Below are 16,241 nucleotides of genomic sequence, written 5' to 3'. Positions count from 1 at the left end.
ACACATCATTTCATAGCTACTACATTTAAACGAAAAAAGCACTTAAGATTGTAATTTTCACAAATCTTAAGTGCTTTTTAATATTTTTTATAAATTTTTCTTATTGCCCATTATTAGCAGGGGTCTCTCCTGCATTACCGCCAGTCTCTGGTGGTGTGGTCGCTGGTGGAGTTGTATTTCCTTGACCTCCTCCATTATTTGCCGGAGGTGTCGTATTTCCTTGACCTCCTCCGTTATTTGCTGGAGGTGTCGTATTTCCTTGACCTCCTCCATTATTTGCTGGAGGTGTCGTATTTCCTTGACCTCCTCCATTATTTGCTGGAGGTGTCGTATTTCCTTGACCTCCTCCGTTATTTGCTGGAGGTGTCGTTCCTTGGCCATTTCCATTATTTTGTTCTTCTTGTTTCTTTTGCTCTTCTAGTTTCTTTTGTTCTTCTTGCTTCTTAAGTTCCTCTTGTTTCTTTTGTTCTTCTTGTTTTTTCAGTTCTTCTTGTTTCTTTAATTCTTCTTGCTTTTTCTCTTCTTCAGTTTTTTGCTGTTGATCTTGTTTTGGTTGCTCCGTTGTATCCGGTACGCTAGTATTTGGCGATGAATCACGTTTTTCACCTTTTATACGTAGCTCACTACCTTCTTGAATAACGCTACTTGGCATTTTAAAGCGTGATTTATCTGTAGCCATTTCGCTCATCATTTCTTTAAAGATTAACTGTGCAATTTTCGTATTTTTACTACTAATATACTCGTCTTTACCATCTTTCATATACCCAGTCCATACTGCCATCGTATATTGCGGTGTATATCCAGCAAACCAACTATCACGAGTTGCACTTTCTGGAATTTTATATTGAGCTAATTGCTTTGATGAATAGTTTGTCGTACCCGTTTTACCAGCTACATCTAAAGAGCCTACATTTGCCGATGTACCAGTACCCGATGTAACTACAGAACGAAGCATATCAGTAATCATGTATGCGGTAGAATCTGTCATAACTTGTTTTGGTTTTTGTCCAAAACTTTGTGACTTACCGTCTGGATAAACGACTTTCTTAACAAAATGCGGTTTCGTATATTTACCTTCATTACCAAATGCCGCATAAGCACCCGCTATTTCAGTTGGCGATACTTCATTTGTACCAATCGCTGTCGATTCTGTCGGTGCTGTATTAAATGTAATACCTAGTTTCTCAGAGAATTCTTTTGATTTACTAATCCCTACTTCTTTTGCAGTTTTAATTGCAGGAATATTACGCGACATTTTTAATGCTTCACGCATCGTAATTGGACCCATATGACTTCTATCTGCATTTCGAACTTCTTGACCCGTTGAATACTTAAATGGAGAGTCATCGATTTGATGATACGTAGCCCATTTTAAATATTCAATTGCAGGAGCATAGTCGAAAATTGGCTTCATCGTTGAACCAGCTGCACGATCTAATTCAATTGCCATATTATGCCCTTTAAATACAGCTTTATTTTCTCCACGGCCACTACCTATAGCACGAACTTCTCCTGTTTTCGTATCCATAAATGTGAATGCACCTTGGAATTTATCGTTTGGATAATCAATGATATTATTATTTAAAATATTATCAGCAAGTTTCTGTGCTTTCGGATCTAACGTTGTATAAATTTCTAAACCGTCAGAACCAATATTAGCATCTGGCAATTCTTTTTCTACTTCTTTCACAACTGCATCCATAAATGCAGGGTATGGCATTGTTTGTAGTTGAGCTGCAGGCTTAAGCCCCTTTTCTACGTCAACTTTTGATGCTTCTTCCATTTCCTGGTTTGTTATATATCCATGTCGGTTCATTAAACTTAGAACAACATTTCTTCTTTCTGTTGCTTTTTGAACATTTTCTTTTTTCGTTGGATCATAGTTATTCGGTGCTTTCGGTAAACCTGCAAGCATCGCAACTTCTGGTAATGTTAAGTCCTTCAATTCTTTACCATAGTAGTTTTGTGCTGCTGTTGCGATACCATATGAACGATTACCTAAGTTAATTTTATTTAAGTACATCTCTAATATTTCATGTTTTGAATACTGTTGTTCTAGCTTATAAGCTAAATATATTTCTTGCGCCTTACGCTTTGGTGTTTTATCCATAGATAAGAAGTAGTTTTTAATAACTTGCTGCGTTATCGTACTTCCACCTTGAGAGCCATAATCTCCTTTAAGACTCACTAAAACAGCACGGGCAGTACCTTTAAAGTCTACTCCGCTATGCTCATAAAAACGTGAATCTTCTGTCGCTAAAAATGCATTTTCTACTAATTTAGGTATTTGATCATACGTAACATTCGTCCTTTTTTCTTTTCCATATTCATATACCAAATCCCCGTTTTTATCATAAATTTTTGAGGATAACGGATTAACAAGTTTTGCTTTTTCCAGTTTTGGTGCGTCCTTAATCATTACGAAAAAGGTAGCAACCCCCGCCACTAAACCTACAATACCAAGTAATAAACAAGTAATTAAAAACTTGCGGAAAAATGATGTTTTACCTTTTGGTTTTTGTGTTTTAGAAGCTGGTTGTTTTTTCTTTTTAACTTGTCGTCGCTCCTCGCGAGAACGATAATTTTCTGACATGTTACTTTCTCCTGCCTTTCAATTCTCCCGTTGATTTAATTTAAAATATTGAGGTCACTTTCGTAAATACGTTTAGGCAAGAAAGTGTACTGACCTGGAGCATTCAATATTTTCCCAATTCACAGATTACAAATTTTAGAATGGCTCTTATACATACTATTTTCACTTCTAATTTTCTAATAATGCTGCCCCTTTTAGCATAATAATGAAAGAAGTGAATTTTTATTACCTCGTATAAATAATATACCTTTTTTTCAAATGGTCAATATTTTCTTATTAATAAATCAAAGGTGAAATAAAAATAGCATATCGATATGAACTTCGTGTGAACTTACTTATAATTACGTATAACCAATATTAAATATATTGAATATTGGTATAATACCTCTTTAATTATAAAGATTTCAACACCACAATACCGTTACCTACAAAGAATTATTAAAAATGAAAAATAAGGAGTTGCATAATAATGAAGCTATCTCCGGTTACCTCAAAAAATATAGTTGCTGTTGGTTATAATCCTTTTTCTATGATTTTGCGAATCCAATTAAAGCATGGTATGTATGATTTCTTTAATGTACCAGAAAGCATTTATACTGGCCTATTACATGCACAATCTAAAAGTTATTATCATAATACTTACATTAAAAATTCTTTCCGCCACACAAAAATTTAAACTTAACACCCACTAAAAAAGAAAGGAGGTTAATCCTCCTTTCTTTTAAAAACATTTGGCAGATGAATTATCTTCGATTTCTCTTATTAATTTCATCATATGCTTGAATTTGTTTTTTCAAACGCTGATCAGCTTTTTTATCATGCACTACAAGAATTGCGTGTATAACTCCTGGAACCCAAAATATTAATGTTAATATGAAATTTATGATTGCCTGAATTGGTTTTCCACAAAATAATACAGCAACAGGTGGAAGAAGAATTGCTAATAAATACATCATCCCTTGAAAACTCCTTATTTTGTATTTTATATATCACTTTTCAAAATATACGCAAAAAAACCTACTACCATTTTAATCTTAACCTGCCTCTAAAATCAATGTATCTCCTTCTATTTATATAAGTATTTCAGACTTTTTATTGTTTTCTAGCCTATTTTCTTCCTCTATTGCAGTTATTCCAATTGCGGAAATTAACGTTCCTATCGCTTGTATCCAAATACCAATGAGTGCAATGATTCTCTCATCCTTCTTATCAAAAATATTATCTTTATTTTCTTTCTCATCTTTCAATACATTTAAAACACCTTGATACGCTTGTAATCCAGCCCCTAAACTTTGCATGGAGTTACCCAGTATAATAATTTTCTGTAATACATTTATATCCACCAAAGCTGCTTCTACTCCTAAAAAAGCACCGATCGATTGTAAACTGTTCCCTGTAATGATAAGATAATCATTTTCTTTCAATTGTTCATTTATATTAAAATATGTTCCTATTACATTTGATATATTGCCTAATGCTAATAACTCAATTCCTATCTGATCAAGTAATTTACTTTGATTCTCTAAGCCTATATTTTGATTTTCTCTTTTTTCTTCCCCATCATCATAATTGCTCGCAATGATTTGTAATATATACCCGAGGGCTTGTAATGAGCTTCCTACAATAACAAGTTCCGATTCAACTTTCTCTTCTCCAATAAATCCTCTTGTCGTTCCAATAGCAGCTGTAAGATTCCCCCCTACTTGAAACCATGCCCCTGTCAATTTTAAACTGCTTGGATTCATTTTTATCACCTATTCAAATATTTTCTAAAGCTTTCAAAACAAACAAATCTCACCCTTAATCTTTTATTTTATTTTTCAGATGTAATTTTGTGAATGATCTAATGTGCTACTAATATAAAAAGCACCTTAAAGGTGCTTTTTATACGCATGCTGGGCATGTCAATGAATCTCCATTTTTATCTATTGTTATATTCAATATATATTCAATTGCGTTATGTGACCAAGTTTCAGGTGTAGGCGATTCATTTATATATTGTGGCGCACATGACTTCAGCATTGGAGTACTAATACTCCCCCCAGGATCTAAAGCAACTACAGCCATGCCATGGGGTAATTCCAGGGCCATAGATTTAGTGATACCCTCAATTGCAAATTTCGAGGCACAATATGGCGCAAGCTCAGCTTCACCTTCTCTCCCCCAACTAGAACTCATATTAATGATAATTCCTTCTTTCCTAGCTACCATTGCGGGAACAAACGCTCTTATTACATTTACTACACCATTCACGTTTACATTCATTACATTTTCGAATTCTTGAGCCGTAATTTTCCAAAGTTGTGCATTTTGATTTACAATCGATGCATTATTTATTATCAGATCGGGAGCCGTATGTCTATTAAATATGCAATTTGCCCAGTTATTAACTTGCTGAGAATCTGAAACATCAATTACTTGGAAATCATGTATTTTACTGTACTGTTTTTTTAGTTCTTCAATTTTATCTTTTGAACGTCCACAACCATATATGTTCCACCCTAATTCATGAAATCGATCAACCATCGCACGTCCTAACCCTTGTGTCACACCTGTAATAATTACAGATTTACTAATTTCTTTTCGCTTCATTTCTCTCATCCTCCTTCCCTATATCTTACTCTCTTCATTTTTATTCAGCGATTTACTATAGTATCAACTCAACTCATACTTTAGTAATGGTTTTGATATTGCATACATAAACAAAAAAGTAACCATCATGGTTACTTTTTGCTATATATCTAAAAATTCATTGTTTATTTCATTATTATTTTTATATTTCAACTTCTCTTTTCCACATTTCTCACACTGGTAAATATAAACTACACCTAATGTACCTTTTTTAAAATCCTCATTATCCTGCATCTTAATAAAAATATATTTATGTTTACAATGCGATTCACCCAAATAATTTCTAAACCACTTTTTCAACACAACACATTCCACCTTTATGATAGAACCTTTATTTAGCTGCTTTATTACATACTCTTATTTAAATGTTCAATCTCATCTTGCAATTTTTTAAATTGCTCAAAATGCATGGTAATAGATTGGCTACTACCATAATCAACATTTTGTTTCACTAATATAACACCCGTATCATGAAAAAGCGCTTCAAGTTCTTTCCTAATAGACACTTTCGCAATATGAGCTGTTTTAATTGCAGATAAAATTGCAATTTCATTAAACTTTAATTTTATTTCATTTGGACAAAATGCGTCTTCAACTAATATAACTTCATTACTATAAATTAATGCAACAAGATTACTTGATTTGGCATCTGTTAAATCAACTTTTTTCATAATATCTTTCATTACATTTTGCCTCCTTTATTTTCATATATATCAATTATACAAATTTTTTCAAAAAATTACTCAACTTTATTATATTAATTTTAACACACTTTTATTGAAATCCACGCTCCAAACGTTTTACTATTCCACAATTTTTATTGTATGAACCATCTGGACTATAACTCCATATAGTAATGTTAACAACTTATTATAAAGCAGGTGAAAATTATGCCATCAGTTGTAGGAAATTTAGTTGTACAAAATAGCAATGGATCATTTAACTTAGGTGATTTCTACAACGTATCTCCGAAAGAAAATACGAAAGCTTATAATGGTTCCGGCGCATCAAACGTTGGTTTTGTTGTTAATACTTTTAGCGGTGTTAGCGCGACCAATACATTTGATTCTGACCTTGCAGATCAAAACCAAGTGGGTACAGCCTAATCTTATGTTCAACTTTCTGTATAGAAAATTTTAATTTGTCTATACTATAATCAGGCTGTTTGACAGCTCTTGTCGATTTTGGAGTACCCTATCTTTTTCTCCCTTTCCCTGGGGCTCAGCAGCTAGCACGAAGCTAGCTGCTTTTTCTTGTATTATTTCAGAAATAAAAGAAGCTGCCATTTAATACTCAGCTTCTTTTACGTTATTTCAATAATATCCATAGCGTTAAATACGTAAGTTTTATAAAAGGCGTCTGTACAAATTACAATTTGTTTTACCGGATTGATATGTACAACAGTCATGTAGCTTGTTAGTATGTAACCATCTTCAAAATATGTTACCAATATTTCTTTCTCAGACAGTAATGACGTTAATAATTTATCAGAAATTCTCTCTTTTTCTTCATTTGTTAAAAGCGGTTTTTGTACTTTTAATTTCTCTCCAATAATCTTTCTCATATTTAAAAGTTGTTCGGACATTACTGTAAACGGAACCCACTCTCTTTCTTCTTTTTGTATCTTTACATCGTTCATTTTTTATCTCCTTGATCATTTATACATTTATTTAGCCATACTATCCCTTAGTTATTTTTAATACTTACTAAACTCGAATTTACTTCTAAACTATAATTAGGTTACTTCTCAAAAGAACATCCGTTCCTATTATACACGAACTTACGTTCTTTTGAGAAGAGCCATACTTATTATTTCTTAACAAAAAACATAATTTTATTTATCTCCATACTTTTTTCCTTTATCAAATAAACTTCTCATTTCTTATATAACATGCATATAACAACTAAAAGGCGACTTCACCCAAAGTGAAATCGCCTTTTTCTAAAAAATATTTCAAAGCTTATTTTTCTATCCTAACTAATGTTCTTTCTGGAATACATAATTCATCTATATTAAAATGATTTATTTTTAAGTTCAATTCCCCTACTCGTTCCTTATCTTCATCACCAACCCAACAACTAAATAATTCGAAATAGTCTCTATCTTCCAAATAACCTTCCATAAAGTTAAAAGTTTTTCTTTCGCTTCTTTTTTTCCTTTACATTTTGCCACTCGACAAGTTCAATTCCCCAACTAGTTGAAACCTCATATGTGTAATTTGTTTGGAATTGATAATCTTGTACAATTTCAAGCATACTTTCATCTGAAAAACACGGTCCAAAAACAATTAGATTATTAGAATCCGGATCCGTTAACGGAATTTCTACATTACAGCCTATGTAACTTGCTAAACTCATTTTATACTCCTCCAGTATTCGTATAAAAAATACTTCATAGTATATTTATTTACTTAAATATAAAATCCCTGCCTAAACGAAAAAGTTTTAAATTTTTATCGTTTATTAACCATCTATAACTGAAAACATATACTATGATGAACGAACTCACAAAGCATAAGAAAAGAGAGCATTTACAACACTCTCTTTTCTTACATACTCTATGGAACTTTACAAAACTGAATCAATGATTTTTATTATTATATTTTATTACATATACTTAGGTTGTACTATTATATGTAACTCTCTCTCTGTATCCGCTTTTTTCGGATGACGAAAATAATTAAGTTCGTACTTTAACACTTTATACTCAACCATCCCGATTTTAATCCCTTTCGTTTCTTTTAATATAGCTAATAAATCACTTACATTTTCATCATATGACTCAAAAATTTTCGCGCCGCCCTCTCCTTGAAAGATTACTTTCATATATTCTCCACCACCTTAATTTATTGATGTGGTAAATGACGCGTTTAAAACGATTCATTCTTTATCCTAAAATTTTCATATGAAAAAGAACATCCTTTCCAATCGAATGCTCAGCTTTTTACTAATTATCCATGTTAAATATTTATTCAAAAACATTATATGTATTATTTTTTAAATTATGTTCGATATCCATTATTAAAGAGTAAATATATGTAATAAACTTGCATAATGAAAACCGTAGAATATCCACTTTCGTTGAAATAATTATAATCCATAATTTTCCATTGTAATTCTTAATATTTAAATGTAATATTGTATTGTCTTACTATCTATTTATAACTCACACACTAATTAGAAAAAGGGAACTCTATATGAGTTCCCTTTTCTAATTATGATTACAGTCATTATTTCTTTTCTAGAAATTTAAATGTATCTTTAAATTCTTTATTATTCACTTTAATATCAGCATCTTTCAATAAATCATTGACTACTTGTTGTTTCCATTTACCTGTCGTATCTTGTAGTCTTTGTTGTTCTATATCTTTACGAATTTTATCCTTTACTTCATCAAATGGCTTCAATTCTTTTTTATCCGTCACTTTAATAATATGGTAACCGTAAGTTGTTTTAACCGGCTCACTTACTTGGCCTGCATCTAATTTATACGCAGCTTCCTCAAATTCTTTCACTGTTTGTCCAGGGGCAAAACCAGATATTTCCCCGCCCTGTTCCTTTGAACCAGTATCTTCTGAATACTGTTTTGCTAAGGCAGCAAAATCTTCACCATTATTTACTTTCTCCTTTATTTCTTTAGCCGTTTTTTCATCTTTCACTAAAATGTGACTTACTTTCATTTCTGGTTTATAGTTATCTTTCACATCTTTATCTGTAACTGTTGCTTTAATTGCTTTCTCAAATGCAATTTCTGGCTTCATTTTTTCTTTTAATTCATCTTCATTTTTCAACCCAAGTTGTTCTAAAGTCGATTTAAAGTTTTCACCCATTTTATCTTTTGCTTCTTCTACTTTCTTTTTTGCTTCCTCATCTGAAACTTTATATTTATCTAGCAATGCCTTACTTAACATCATTTGATATAAAGTACTTTCTCCATATTGTTGTCGTAATTCTTTACTTAATTCTTTCTCTGTAACATTTCCTACTTTTGATGTTACTACGTTGTCTGAGGAACCACATGCAGATAATGCTAGCATCATGCATGAAATAATTGTTCCAATAAATATTTTCTTCTTTTTCAATTCAAATACCTCACTTTTATCATTATGCAAATTAACTATACACAGTCATTGTGAAAACAGTGTGTTTTCTACATGTAATTCATTTCATATGAGTTGACTATGTATCATGTATTTTCATTTTTAAATATAAAGAGCCTTCTTACTATGCATAGTAAGAAGGCTCTTTATATAATTCTCAAAAAAATATAGCTTCTATAGTTGCTTAATAATTACATGTTTTTCAGGTATCCAACTATTCTGTCCGATATCTACCGCCTTTCCCACTCTACCCCACACTCGAAAAGATGTCGATCCATCTATGTTTCCTTTATAATTCATACATTCAGGCTCTTCATAATAATTTACTCCGTAACCGACAGGATATTTTGAAGTTGCATAAAACCATTTCACATTAAAATGTTTTAAATATACCCACTGCTTATCGTTCCCTAAACAAATCATATCTTGCTCACCGCCTCCCCAATAACCTGCTAAGATTAAATATGGAATTTTTTGAGTGAGTGTACCTGTAAATTGAGGATTCATGGGGTTTTCATATAAATTTATTCCATATCCATCAGGATATTTCGAAACTGCAATACCAATGCCATTTGGTTGCTGTGTATACACTATGTTAGATTGATTTGCTTTGTTCGAATTTATAAACCAAGAAAGTGACTTATTTCCTACTAATCGATTCAGATCACATTTCCCAATCCCAGGAACATTCCCTGAATCCGTATATTGCCACATATCGCATGGATATGCTGGCTTATTCCCTCCATAACGAGGGATCCATACGAAATCAGCTTCAATATTACGTGCTCCAAATGATAGATACGTGTGATGCCCTACATATAATCCTACTTTTTCCGCACCTAAACGGCGTAATTCATCAATAAATGCCTGTGTCCCGCCTTGCATATCTACCATCGTTTGAACTTCTACGTCCGCTACCCAAAACTTAGCAGATTGATCACCACGATTCCAAAAATCTTGTGCCTCTTTCTTTGCATCAGCAATAGATATAAAACGGCAAAAAGCATAATTACCGAATGGGATACTATGCTTTTTCATTTCACTAACATAATTTTGATACATAAAATCCACCGTATTAGAGCCATCTTGAACTCTAGCTATCACTAAATCTAGCTGAGATGCTGCAATATCCCAATTGATAGTTCCATTCCATTTTGAAATGTCTACAATATACCCCATACATTCCAGCTCCTTTTGAATGTCCTATTCATAGCTAGTTTTATTGTAAGCCTCAGCTCTCTAAAACTAGCTATCTATAATATAAGTAAAAAGAATCTTTACTGTTTTTCAAAATATATTCTCTTTCAGAAATATTTCTATTAGCTTTAACATGTATGTCACAAAAAATATTCTCATATTCGAAATATACCTTACTATTTGTTATGTAGTCTCATCCTATCAATTTAAGTATTGAACATTTTTATAGATATTAGAAAAAATCCTCTTATATTATTAACTTAAAACTTCCAGTATCAATTCCCTTTCAGTTAATAAAAATCACTACTCATTTTCTATATATTATTAAGTCAAATGTTGAATTTTTTAATTCATTAAAATATGTGATCCACGGTGGCGAAAGCTGAGCTTGTACATTTTCTTCCAATATTTTATACTACCTCCTTATACCATTCTTACTAACATAATATGTAACAAACTAAAAAATGCATTAGTTATATTAATTAAACATTTTATTTCACATTCTCAATTTCCCCTTTACATCTTTAAGCACTTTTACTACTATGAAATTCTTTATTATAAGCAAATCCACTGAAATTTCATATTATACTAATACGACTCTATATCCTTTAAATTATAATACTCAATATTAGGAGCTGATTTCATGGAAAAAAAACCTATCGTGTTTAAAATTCCACCAAATTCAAAACTAAAAGTTACATTTTTCGGTCCTTGTAACGAAGTAATTACAAATGTGTCTATAATTAATCAACTATGCACCCCTAAATGTCAAACTATCACGCAATATCCAGACTTTCAGAAATATGTAACTGAAGTACGATCGTTATCCCGTTGTTAGTCCGCATAATGCACGATTTTCACAACTTTGTTACCTAAAGATAACTGAGAAAGAAAATAACTGCATTCCTAAATTAAAATTACTCATTTTATGATATTCCATTGATAATTCATTGATTTTTTACACGTTTTTATTAATAGAACATATATTATCGTATGGAGATTATCCACTCATAAAACCTATCTTTCTTTGGAGCATACTTTTTATGTATGCTCTTTTTTTATGTAACCGTCCCCCTTCTAAATTGACCAACAATATATTAAAATTCTTTATATACTCAAGGAGGTCAAATATGTTCAAGTTGCATCCAATACTACTCATCTTAGGATTGATTTTGTTTTTATATAGTGTAATCGCCTTTATGTTATTCTTTTCAGTGTATTAGGATTCCCTACACAAATCTATGTTCAATATGTAATTTCTATATAGTAAAGAAAAAACGTAATGATACGATCTTTTATGTATTCCGTCTTTCTGTTCAATAAGAAAACTAGTAAACTTACTAACAATGAGTTTTCACAAGCATGTTACTTATTTGCATATTATTTTGTTCATTATCTGAAGAAGGTTGAAGCCCCTACAAATTAAACTACACTTACCTATTTACTTATATATTTTAGAAAAACAATAATATTCCCCCACCATTTGGTAAGGGGATTAACTAAACCTACTAAAAAACATTTAATTATCTGTTTTATTTAATTGGAGAAGGAAATCTTGCTGCTTCAAAATGTGCCCCATCTTCTAAAGGACTTAAAACCCCATCTATACTACTTTGTGCATAAATCTCAACTTCATCCCCTGCATTCAATTGAACAATCGTCGAAACACTTACGACATTTCCAAAACTTATTGGACCAAAAAAGTCATTATCGATAGCTATCGCTGCGTTTCCATTCACACGAATTTCTACACGCGCTCTATAATTTAAAGTTGGATCGTTTGGAAAGAAACCAATCGTTCCAATAATAGAATATACTCCTTTAGTCTTCGGCGTAAAAATAGATGTTGCTGGATTATACTCATTCGCTAAATCAAATTGTTCATTTTGAAATAACACTTTCACAAAAGTATTAGCAGGAACATTTTGATTCACAGTATTTCTAGCTCTAAATGCCGATGCTCTAACAAGATTGTCCTTATTATCATGACACTTACTAGTGTTCTTACAACAATCATGATGCTTCTTTTTATACTCCTTACAATACTTACAGTAGTAATAACAAGACATACTAATTCCCCTTTCAAACTTATTACTACATATTATGTAAGATTGATTTATAAGGTTTGGACTAGCTATTTTTCTTATTCATAAGGGCGCTATTAATCTGCACCCTTATTTATATAAACCACTTCATTCCTTACTAGTTATAAGTTGTATATAGTTCCATATGGAATAGTAAGAAAAGAACTTCCGTACGGTGTAACATGATGTACTGGGTAAAAATACTCTACGGATGAGTAATATGGTTGTACTCCTTGCTGCTGCATTTGTTGTTGCATTTGCAATGCTTGTTGAATAGCTTGGACTGTACTTTGTGCTCCACTATATGTTATAGACGTACCATACGCTGGTCGCATGCCAGCTTCAGAATTAAAATATGAATAAAACATGATCTTCAACTCACTTCCGTATAATTTATTACAAATTATATTATGATTCTTTATTTCAGTAGGTACTATAAGCTAGTCCGCTCGCTTATATTCAAATGACAAAATAAAACAGTAGCTGCTAGACTACTTTGAATTCTTCTTATTACCAAATGAAATGATATACATATTCTCCTGTTACACGCTCATCGATTCCAGCAACCCTAACGAACCTAAGTAAATCCGCCCCTTGAAGAAAATATATCGACATCGTAACCGGTACTTGTGACCACATGAATTGAAAAAGCTCATTCACCCTCTGATTCGTCGTAACGATTAAATCATTTACAGGTCCATGATTCCATGCAGAGGTTTGAACTGAAGTGAAAGAAAGGTCTTTCCCATTAACCACTATTCTTGCCACGCTTTGAGTTATGTCCACAATACTCCCCTCCAACATTACAAAAATTGGACCTTTTTTAGTTCATATTATTATAAATATTCTTGACTGTAATAAATGTTTAAGGCAAATCCCTAATAAAGTGAAACTTTAATCAGTGGAGGTCTTACTGCCCGTTAATGCGGGATACAATTTTTTTATTCATATCCCTCAATTCCCATTACAACCATATAATTTCTAACCTGATTCAATTTTTGTAAAAGTTGAACCAGCAAATGTAAATTCCGTAAAAGTATTAGAAAAATTAAACTTTACTTTTGAAGGTACTCTGAGAAAAAGCGAAAAATCAGCTGGAAAGCTTATCGATTTAAATATTTATTCGAAATTAATAAGCAATTAATTTTAGTCACTCTGCCCATACTCAATCAAAGTTTGGGCTTCTTTAATTTCTGTATAAAATTCAAAAGTTTGACACAACCCTGGAAAAAGCTTATAAAGAAAAGTGAGGTTCCGTTATTTTCACACTTAGTAGCGCAGTCATGTTACATACAATTTTATAAGTGTGAACGAATTACAAAACTAAAAAACAAATAATAAGTTTGCAACATGTTTGCAAATGCGAATTTTGCATATAAATTCGTGTGATATTGAAAGGAGTTTTACTTATGAAAGAAATTAAAACAGAACAAGAATTCAAAGACATCATCGCAAGCGAGGAGCCAGTAGTTGTTAAGTTCTTTACTACATGGTGCCCAGATTGCGTACGTATGGACAACTTTATCGGAGATGTAATGGAAGAGTTCAATAAATTTGAATGGTATTCTATTAATAAAGATGAGTTTCCAAGTATCGCTGAAGAGTATCAAGTCATGGGTATTCCAAGTTTACTTGTATACCAAAACGGTGAGAAGCTAGGCCACTTACATAGTGCTAACGCAAAAACAGAAGAGCAAGTTACTGAGTTTTTAGAAGCATACTAAGATGAAAGCCCTCTGGAAAATATTTTCCAGAGGGCTTTCATCTTTTTTCATAATTATCTTTTGACGTTTTTCCTCGTTTAATGAATTACACCTTGTCATGATAAGAATAATATGTAGTAAGAAAAGTATTCGTTTCTTGATCCATCTCCCCTCCTATCTCTTTAGTAAATAGACTCTAATTAGGTTTACACCCTGACTTTGTACTTTTCAACATATTTTTCCTTCACGAAACTTTGTTATCCCCTTCTTAAAAAGCTATAAAACGTCAACAATGTTTGTATAGACCCACACGACTTTCGTTTGATACTCTATTTATAGAAAGAAATTCCTTTAAAGAAAGGTGAGTGATTAAAATGGATACTCTTTCTCATAAAGAAGCTGATAAAGGCGCTATTGTCAGCATTATGGCCTACATATTTTTATCCTCTATGAAAATCATCATCAGTTATATTACCCTCTCTAGCGCATTACGCGCTGACGGTTTAAATAACTTAACGGATATCGGTGCTTCTTTAGCAATATTAATTGGTCTAAAAATATCTCGTAAACCTCGTGACCCAGATCATCCGTATGGGCATTCGCGTGCCGAACAAATCGCATCACTTGTTGCGTCCTTCATTATGGCAACAGTCGGATTAGAAGTTGTTATTAGTGCCATTCAATCTTTCTTAAATCCGAAACAAGCAGCGCCCAATGTACTCGCTGCATGGGTTGCTTTATTTTCTGCTGTCGTTATGTATTGCGTGTATTTGTATACGAAAAAAATTGCAGCACGAACAAAAAGTAAATCATTAGAAGCCGCTGCAAAGGATAATTTATCAGATGCGCTCGTAAGTATTGGTACTGTAGTAGGTATTGTCGGTTCTCAGTTCCAAATGCCTATTTTAGACCCTATTGCCGCTTTAATTGTCGGTCTTATTATTTGTAAAACTGCATGGGAGATTTTCGTAGAATCTTCTCATATGCTTACAGATGGAATTGATCCTGATAAAATGGAAGAATACGCTGATGCTATTGAGCATATTGGCGGTGTGGAAAACATTGTAGATATTCGAGCACGTATGTACGGGAATCAAACGTACGTTGATATTACAATTGAAGTAGATGCTCGCATGGATGTTGGAGAAAGTCACTGTATTACCGACAACATCGAAGCTATGCTTCGCAAAAAGTTTGGAATTTACCATGCACACATTCATGTTGAGCCAATGAAAAAAGAACCTATTATGACATAGGTTCTTTTTTTATGAACGTTTTATGGAATATAACACATAAAACGAGCCAGCTACCACCAGCTGCCCATCCTGCTAATATGTCAGATGGATAGTGCACGCCAAGATATATTCGGCTAACTGAAATAGATAATACAACAAAGCTTGCTATAAGAATAATTAACAATTTTTTATGCAACGAAATACGTTCTTCAGTAATTGTGACGTATGCAATAAATCCTAAAAAAGCAGTAGCATTCATCGTATGACCGCTCGGAAAACTATATCCAGTTGCAGTAACAAGCTGCGTGACATCAGGTCTTGCTCGTTCGTACCATAGTTTAAGCATACTGTTTAAATAACGAGATCCGTAGTAATTAATTGTTAGAAGCAACGCACTAAGCAACTTTTTTCTAACGAGAAAATACATTACAAGAATAATGAGTAATGGAAAATATATTCTTTTGGAACCAATAAAAGACACCCAAGTAAAATAGGTCGTCAAATAATCGTTTCGAAAGCTTTGAATAAAATGTGCGACTATATTGTCAAAGTTCTCAATACAAGCGGTATGATACGAAAGTGATAATACGACAAAACAAATGAGTAACGTAAAACTTAGCAAGTATAAATGTCGATATCGTTTCACATACATAACCTCACTATGCAAAAAAATGGAGCGGTTGTTTTAGTTTTCCTCT

Annotated in this window: 20 protein-coding genes and 1 pseudogene; 6 read left to right on the top strand and 15 right to left on the bottom strand. The window is 32.4% G+C overall.

Features of this window, described 5'->3' with window-relative positions:
• Window positions 1-100: 100 nt before the first annotated feature.
• Entirely contained in the window at window positions 101-2,593 is a 2,493-nt protein-coding gene (locus tag BHV55_RS11535; RefSeq protein WP_070757403.1) for a PBP1A family penicillin-binding protein, read from the bottom strand.
• A gap of 469 nt (window positions 2,594-3,062) precedes the next feature.
• On the opposite strand from BHV55_RS11535, the gene BHV55_RS11530 reads away from it, so the two are divergent.
• Window positions 3,063-3,269 (top strand): KTSC domain-containing protein, encoded by a 207-nt coding sequence (locus tag BHV55_RS11530; RefSeq protein WP_000777843.1) that lies wholly within the window; start codon window positions 3,063-3,065, stop codon window positions 3,267-3,269.
• A 67-nt stretch (window positions 3,270-3,336) separates the two neighbouring features.
• Here the strand turns inward: BHV55_RS11530 and BHV55_RS11525 are convergent, their stop codons facing one another.
• The 5 genes from BHV55_RS11525 to BHV55_RS11505 all read right to left on the bottom strand — a co-directional run bounded on the left by BHV55_RS11525 (window position 3,337) and on the right by BHV55_RS11505 (window position 5,907).
• Window positions 3,337-3,549, bottom strand: coding sequence for a YqaE/Pmp3 family membrane protein (locus tag BHV55_RS11525; protein ID WP_070757404.1), 213 nt, complete (start codon window positions 3,547-3,549; stop codon window positions 3,337-3,339).
• A 114-nt stretch (window positions 3,550-3,663) separates the two neighbouring features.
• A complete protein-coding gene (locus tag BHV55_RS11520) occupies window positions 3,664-4,338 on the bottom strand; it encodes a DUF6944 family repetitive protein (RefSeq protein WP_070757405.1) in 675 nt (224 codons plus the stop codon).
• Between the two features lie 139 nt (window positions 4,339-4,477).
• On the bottom strand, window positions 4,478-5,185 hold the full coding sequence (locus tag BHV55_RS11515) for an SDR family oxidoreductase (protein ID WP_070757406.1): 708 nt from the start codon (window positions 5,183-5,185) through the stop codon (window positions 4,478-4,480).
• Window positions 5,186-5,326: 141 nt separating this feature from the next.
• A complete protein-coding gene (locus tag BHV55_RS11510) occupies window positions 5,327-5,527 on the bottom strand; it encodes a hypothetical protein (RefSeq protein WP_000915150.1) in 201 nt (66 codons plus the stop codon).
• A 44-nt stretch (window positions 5,528-5,571) separates the two neighbouring features.
• Window positions 5,572-5,907, bottom strand: coding sequence for a hypothetical protein (locus tag BHV55_RS11505; protein WP_000651907.1), 336 nt, complete (start codon window positions 5,905-5,907; stop codon window positions 5,572-5,574).
• Window positions 5,908-6,114: 207 nt separating this feature from the next.
• On the opposite strand from BHV55_RS11505, the gene gerPF reads away from it, so the two are divergent.
• A complete protein-coding gene (gerPF, locus tag BHV55_RS11500; protein WP_001141569.1) occupies window positions 6,115-6,330 on the top strand; it encodes a spore germination protein GerPF in 216 nt (71 codons plus the stop codon).
• Window positions 6,331-6,527: 197 nt separating this feature from the next.
• Here the strand turns inward: gerPF and BHV55_RS11495 are convergent, their stop codons facing one another.
• The 5 genes from BHV55_RS11495 to BHV55_RS11475 form a co-directional block, all read right to left on the bottom strand.
• Window positions 6,528-6,863, bottom strand: coding sequence for a YolD-like family protein (locus BHV55_RS11495; RefSeq protein WP_070757407.1), 336 nt, complete (start codon window positions 6,861-6,863; stop codon window positions 6,528-6,530).
• Between the two features lie 488 nt (window positions 6,864-7,351).
• Window positions 7,352-7,582 carry a KH domain-containing protein gene (locus BHV55_RS11490; RefSeq protein WP_000050517.1) on the bottom strand — a complete coding sequence of 77 codons (231 nt, stop codon included), beginning with the start codon at window positions 7,580-7,582 and terminating at the stop codon, window positions 7,352-7,354.
• Between the two features lie 249 nt (window positions 7,583-7,831).
• Window positions 7,832-8,050, bottom strand: coding sequence for a hypothetical protein (locus BHV55_RS11485; protein WP_000864279.1), 219 nt, complete (start codon window positions 8,048-8,050; stop codon window positions 7,832-7,834).
• A gap of 404 nt (window positions 8,051-8,454) precedes the next feature.
• The gene (locus BHV55_RS11480; RefSeq protein ID WP_000727342.1) at window positions 8,455-9,306 is read right to left on the bottom strand and encodes a peptidylprolyl isomerase PrsA; all 852 of its coding nucleotides are present in this window, start codon (window positions 9,304-9,306) and stop codon (window positions 8,455-8,457) included.
• Window positions 9,307-9,498: 192 nt separating this feature from the next.
• A complete protein-coding gene (locus BHV55_RS11475) occupies window positions 9,499-10,503 on the bottom strand; it encodes a glycoside hydrolase family 25 protein (RefSeq protein WP_070757408.1) in 1,005 nt (334 codons plus the stop codon).
• A 661-nt stretch (window positions 10,504-11,164) separates the two neighbouring features.
• On the opposite strand from BHV55_RS11475, the gene BHV55_RS11470 reads away from it, so the two are divergent.
• Window positions 11,165-11,359, top strand: coding sequence for a hypothetical protein (locus BHV55_RS11470; protein WP_000412559.1), 195 nt, complete (start codon window positions 11,165-11,167; stop codon window positions 11,357-11,359).
• Between the two features lie 694 nt (window positions 11,360-12,053).
• Here the strand turns inward: BHV55_RS11470 and BHV55_RS11465 are convergent.
• The 3 genes from BHV55_RS11465 to BHV55_RS11455 form a co-directional block, all read right to left on the bottom strand.
• Window positions 12,054-12,590: a C1q-like domain-containing protein gene (locus BHV55_RS11465; RefSeq protein ID WP_002100961.1), complete on the bottom strand. Its 537-nt coding sequence runs from the start codon at window positions 12,588-12,590 to the stop codon at window positions 12,054-12,056.
• 137 nt (window positions 12,591-12,727) lie between these two features.
• Window positions 12,728-12,973 carry a DUF3947 family protein gene (locus BHV55_RS11460; RefSeq protein ID WP_048567976.1) on the bottom strand — a complete coding sequence of 82 codons (246 nt, stop codon included), beginning with the start codon at window positions 12,971-12,973 and terminating at the stop codon, window positions 12,728-12,730.
• 142 nt (window positions 12,974-13,115) lie between these two features.
• Window positions 13,116-13,391: a hypothetical protein gene (locus tag BHV55_RS11455; RefSeq protein ID WP_118414474.1), complete on the bottom strand. Its 276-nt coding sequence runs from the start codon at window positions 13,389-13,391 to the stop codon at window positions 13,116-13,118.
• Between the two features lie 208 nt (window positions 13,392-13,599).
• Between BHV55_RS11455 and BHV55_RS11450 the strand changes: the two are divergent.
• From BHV55_RS11450 to BHV55_RS11440, 3 genes and pseudogenes are all read left to right on the top strand, one after another.
• Window positions 13,600-13,749 (top strand): annotated as a pseudogene (locus BHV55_RS11450) (GNAT family N-acetyltransferase); the annotation flags it as partial.
• A 265-nt stretch (window positions 13,750-14,014) separates the two neighbouring features.
• On the top strand, window positions 14,015-14,329 hold the full coding sequence (locus BHV55_RS11445; RefSeq protein ID WP_000658787.1) for a thioredoxin family protein: 315 nt from the start codon (window positions 14,015-14,017) through the stop codon (window positions 14,327-14,329).
• 353 nt (window positions 14,330-14,682) lie between these two features.
• Complete coding sequence (locus tag BHV55_RS11440; protein ID WP_000380385.1) at window positions 14,683-15,564, top strand: cation diffusion facilitator family transporter; 882 nt, start codon at window positions 14,683-14,685, stop codon at window positions 15,562-15,564.
• Here the strand turns inward: BHV55_RS11440 and BHV55_RS11435 are convergent.
• On the bottom strand, window positions 15,554-16,189 hold the full coding sequence (locus tag BHV55_RS11435) for a phosphatase PAP2 family protein (RefSeq protein WP_000833370.1): 636 nt from the start codon (window positions 16,187-16,189) through the stop codon (window positions 15,554-15,556). The two genes, BHV55_RS11440 and BHV55_RS11435, sit on opposite strands and share 11 nt — an antisense overlap.
• Window positions 16,190-16,241: the final 52 nt, after the last annotated feature.

This window comes from Bacillus sp. RZ2MS9 (genome assembly GCF_001816185.2).
Classification (GTDB): Bacteria; Bacillota; Bacilli; order Bacillales; family Bacillaceae_G; genus Bacillus_A; species Bacillus_A cereus.
Note: the sequence above shows the minus strand (reverse complement) of the source record. Positions and strands in the feature narration are given on the sequence as shown.

Bases quoted from the DNA above. Each gene is read 5' to 3' on its own strand.
- BHV55_RS11535 (WP_070757403.1), bottom strand. From the start codon at position 2,593: ATGTCAGAAAATTATCGTTCTCGCGAGGAGCGACGACAAGTTAAAAAG.
- BHV55_RS11530 (WP_000777843.1), top strand. From the start codon at position 3,063: ATGAAGCTATCTCCGGTTACCTCAAAAAATATAGTTGCTGTTGGTTAT.
- BHV55_RS11525 (WP_070757404.1), bottom strand. From the start codon at position 3,549: ATGATGTATTTATTAGCAATTCTTCTTCCACCTGTTGCTGTATTATTT.
- BHV55_RS11520 (WP_070757405.1), bottom strand. From the start codon at position 4,338: ATGAATCCAAGCAGTTTAAAATTGACAGGGGCATGGTTTCAAGTAGGG.
- BHV55_RS11515 (WP_070757406.1), bottom strand. From the start codon at position 5,185: ATGAAGCGAAAAGAAATTAGTAAATCTGTAATTATTACAGGTGTGACA.
- BHV55_RS11505 (WP_000651907.1), bottom strand. From the start codon at position 5,907: ATGAAAGATATTATGAAAAAAGTTGATTTAACAGATGCCAAATCAAGT.
- gerPF (WP_001141569.1), top strand. From the start codon at position 6,115: ATGCCATCAGTTGTAGGAAATTTAGTTGTACAAAATAGCAATGGATCA.
- BHV55_RS11495 (WP_070757407.1), bottom strand. From the start codon at position 6,863: ATGAACGATGTAAAGATACAAAAAGAAGAAAGAGAGTGGGTTCCGTTT.
- BHV55_RS11490 (WP_000050517.1), bottom strand. From the start codon at position 7,582: ATGAGTTTAGCAAGTTACATAGGCTGTAATGTAGAAATTCCGTTAACG.
- BHV55_RS11485 (WP_000864279.1), bottom strand. From the start codon at position 8,050: ATGAAAGTAATCTTTCAAGGAGAGGGCGGCGCGAAAATTTTTGAGTCA.
- BHV55_RS11475 (WP_070757408.1), bottom strand. From the start codon at position 10,503: ATGGGGTATATTGTAGACATTTCAAAATGGAATGGAACTATCAATTGG.
- BHV55_RS11470 (WP_000412559.1), top strand. From the start codon at position 11,165: ATGGAAAAAAAACCTATCGTGTTTAAAATTCCACCAAATTCAAAACTA.
- BHV55_RS11465 (WP_002100961.1), bottom strand. From the start codon at position 12,590: ATGTCTTGTTATTACTACTGTAAGTATTGTAAGGAGTATAAAAAGAAG.
- BHV55_RS11460 (WP_048567976.1), bottom strand. From the start codon at position 12,973: ATGTTTTATTCATATTTTAATTCTGAAGCTGGCATGCGACCAGCGTAT.
- BHV55_RS11445 (WP_000658787.1), top strand. From the start codon at position 14,015: ATGAAAGAAATTAAAACAGAACAAGAATTCAAAGACATCATCGCAAGC.
- BHV55_RS11440 (WP_000380385.1), top strand. From the start codon at position 14,683: ATGGATACTCTTTCTCATAAAGAAGCTGATAAAGGCGCTATTGTCAGC.